3 protein-coding genes are annotated in these 3197 nt (G+C 70.8%); 1 reads left to right on the top strand and 2 read right to left on the bottom strand.

The genetic code is table 11. The annotated features are described in order from the left end of the window. Positions 1-429: 429 nt before the first annotated feature. Entirely contained in the window at positions 430-1740 is a 1311-nt protein-coding gene (locus QZ753_RS08400; RefSeq protein WP_294642735.1) for an aspartate aminotransferase family protein, read from the top strand. Positions 1741-1872: 132 nt separating this feature from the next. On the opposite strand, the gene QZ753_RS08395 is transcribed toward QZ753_RS08400, so the two are convergent. Together QZ753_RS08395 and QZ753_RS08390 are read right to left on the bottom strand one after the other, a co-directional pair. Further along, a complete protein-coding gene (locus QZ753_RS08395) occupies positions 1873-2559 on the bottom strand; it encodes a GntR family transcriptional regulator (RefSeq protein WP_294642733.1) in 687 nt (228 codons plus the stop codon). A gap of 98 nt (positions 2560-2657) precedes the next feature. Then, positions 2658-3197: histidinol dehydrogenase (locus QZ753_RS08390; RefSeq protein ID WP_294642731.1), on the bottom strand; the 540-nt coding region annotated here is incomplete at its 5' end.

Raw genomic sequence — 3197 nt, 5'->3', positions numbered from 1 at the left:
GTGAGGTCGCGCTCGCTGGTCAGCATCGAGGCGCGGGCCGCGATCCCATAGCGCTCGCGCACCATCCGCTCGATCTCGTCGAGGCCGAAGGCGGGCGCTGCCGTGGTGAAGGCCGAACGCGGCTCGGCGATCTCGGACTGGGACATGGCCGGCCTTTCGCCAGATGGCATCGTGAAGCGGAAAACCGACAGGCCCTCCGTGAATTTTTGATATACCATATACGATAGCGCGACAAGCTGGAGCAACGCTATCTGGGGAAGACTGTGCGACCGACATCCAGCCTCGAAGCTCCCCGCATCGCCTTTTCCGCCCCGAAATTCTGGTATATCATGTATCGCAATCGGCGGCCGATGGCTGGTCGCCGCGACCGATCCCGGTCGACCGACCCGCCGGAGCCCGACAAGCATGAGCGCCACCGCCGATCTCTCCATGCCCAACGCCTTCGTGCCGGGGCGCGGCAACCTCAGCCCCGACAACGAGGCGCTAGTCGAGCGGCGCGCGCGTGTCCTCGGGCCGGCCTACCGGCTGATGTACGAGACGCCGCTGCATCTCGTGCGCGGGGACGGCGTCTGGCTCTACGACGACACCGGCCGCGCCTTTCTCGACGCCTACAACAACGTCACCTCGATCGGGCATTGCCACCCGCGCGTCGTCGAGGCGATCCGCGCCCAGGTCGGCGTGCTCGCCACCAACACGCGCTACCTCCACACGGCGATCCTCGACTATGCCGAGCGTCTCGTCGCGACCTTCCCGGCGGACCTGTCCCAGGTCATGTTCGCCTGCACCGGCAGCGAGGCCAACGACCTCGCCCTGCGCATCGCGAAAGCCCGCACGGGCGGCACCGGCATCATCGTCACCGAGAACGCCTATCACGGGATCACCGAGAGCGTCGCCGCCTTCTCGCCCTCGCTCGGGCCCTCCGTCGATCTCGGGCCCCATGTGCGGACCGTGCCCGCGCCCGACCGCTATCATCTCGGAGATGTCGACGTCGGTGCGGCGTTCCAGGCCTCGGTCGAGGCCGCGATCGCCGACCTCCGGCGTCACGGCATCCGGCCGGCGGTGCTGATCGTCGACAGCCTCTTCACCAGCGACGGCGTGCTGGCCGGGCCGACCGGCTTCCTCCAGGGTGCGGCGGACGCGATCCGCGCGGCGGGCGGCCTCTTCATCGCCGACGAGGTGCAGCCCGGCTTCGGGCGCACCGGCGAGGCGATGTGGGGCTTCGAGCGCCACGACGTCGTGCCCGACATGGTGACGCTCGGCAAGCCGATGGGCAACGGCCAGCCGATCTCGGCGGTCGTCATGCGCCCCGAGATCGTCGCCGACTTCGGCCGCAACGCCCGCTACTTCAACACGTTCGGCGGCAACGCGGTGTCGTGCGCGGCCGCCGCCGCCGTCCTCGACGCGATCGAGGCCGAAGGGCTGCAGGAGAACGCGCTGCAGACCGGCCGCCATCTCCTCGAACGCGTGCAGGCGGTCTCGGCCGACGATCCCGGCGTCGGCGACGTGCGCGGCGTCGGCCTGTTCATGGCGGTGGAGTTCGTCGCCGACCGGCAGACGCGGGCCCCCGACCGGGCGCGCGCCTCGCGCGTCGTCAACGCCATGCGCGAGCGCGGCGTCCTGATCTCGGTCTCGGGCAAGCACCACAACAGCCTGAAGATCCGCCCGCCGCTGGTCTTCGACCGCGGCAACGCCGACCTCTTCGCCGAGGTGCTCGAAGCCTCGCTTCAGGCGACGGCCTGAGATCGGCCGCCTCTCGATCGGAGAGGGGATCGCACGGCGGGTTTCTGCTTCAAGGCAGGGCGCTGCGAGGATGCGGCGCCGCCGCATCGCGACCGGTGAGCGGCGCGGCAGCGGGGCGAAGGCGCCCCTTCGTCAAGCCGGCTCGGCCTCGCGCCGCCGCGCCCCTTCCACGGCCTGAAGGTGGGGCACGAGGAAGGTGCCGGCGACGGTGAGATCGGCGACGATGCCGGCGCGGGCGCGCGCACCGTCACCCGCCTCCAGCGCGGCGAGCACGCTGCGGTGCGCCTCGTTCGCCTTCGGCTCGTAGGCCGGCGCCCCGAACAGCTCCTTCATGTAGGGGCCGGTCTGGCTCCACAGGTCCTGGATCATCTCGAACAGGCGCGGCGAGGCCGCCTCGCCGTAGACGGCGAAGTGAAAGGCCTGGTTCTGGCGGCGATAGGCGTCGTGGTCGCGCGCGGCGAGGCTCTCGTCCATGTCATCGGCGAGCCGGGCCAGCTTGCGCAGGGTCGCCTTGCGGACGCGCGCGGCGGCGAGCTCCGCCGCCAGCCCCTCCAGCTCGCAGCGGATGCGCGCGAGCTCGGCATACTTGCCCGCTTCCAGCGCCGGCACCGCGATCGAGCGGTTCGGCAGAAGGGTGAGCAGCCGCTCGGCGACCAGCCGCTGCAGCGCCTCGCGCACCGGCGTCGTCGAGATGCCGTAGCTCTCGGCCAGCATGCGGATCACGAGGACCTGGCCGGGATGGAAGCTGCCGGCCATCAAGCCCTCGCGGATGCGATCGTAGGCGAGGTCGTTGAGGGTCCGGTATTCGATCTTCGTCACGAGGCGGGTCTCCGAAAGCCCCGCCAGCATATCATATACCTCGCGCGCACCAACGCCTCGCCCGCCGCCCCACCCCGGCAGCGGAGCCCGCGCCCGGTTCAGCGGAAGAGGTCGGGCTTCTCCAGCCGGAGCGCCGCCGCGCGCCGGTGCCCCTCCAGCCCCTCCGAGGCGCTCTGGCGCGAGGCGGGCGGCGCGACGGCGGCGACACCCTCATCGTCCAGCCACTGGTGCGTCGCGATCTTGACGTAGGAGCCGACCCAGAGCCCGCCGGTGTAGCGACCGGCGCCCATCGTCGGCAGCGTGTGGTTCGTGCCGCAGCACTTGTCGGAATAGACGACGCTCGCCTTCGTGCCGATGAACAGCGAGCCGTAGCCCGTCAGCCTCGCCGCAAAAGCTTTTGGGTCGCGCGTGTGCACCTCCAGGTGCTCGGCCGCGATCCAGTCGGAATAGGCGACCATGTCGTCCTCCGAGGCGCAGACCGTCACCTCGCCCTGCGCCTCCCACGAGACGCGGGCGACGCCCGCGGTCGACAGCGTCTCGAGCTGGCGCTCCACTTCCGCGATCACCGCCTCCGCCAGCGGCGCGTGCGTCGTGATCAGGCCGACGCGGGTGTGGATGTCGTGCTCGGCCTGCGCGAG

Source organism: uncultured Aureimonas sp. (assembly GCF_913775355.1).
In the GTDB taxonomy this organism is placed as follows: Bacteria; Pseudomonadota; Alphaproteobacteria; order Rhizobiales; family Rhizobiaceae; genus Aureimonas.
Note: the sequence above shows the minus strand (reverse complement) of the source record. Positions and strands in the feature narration are given on the sequence as shown.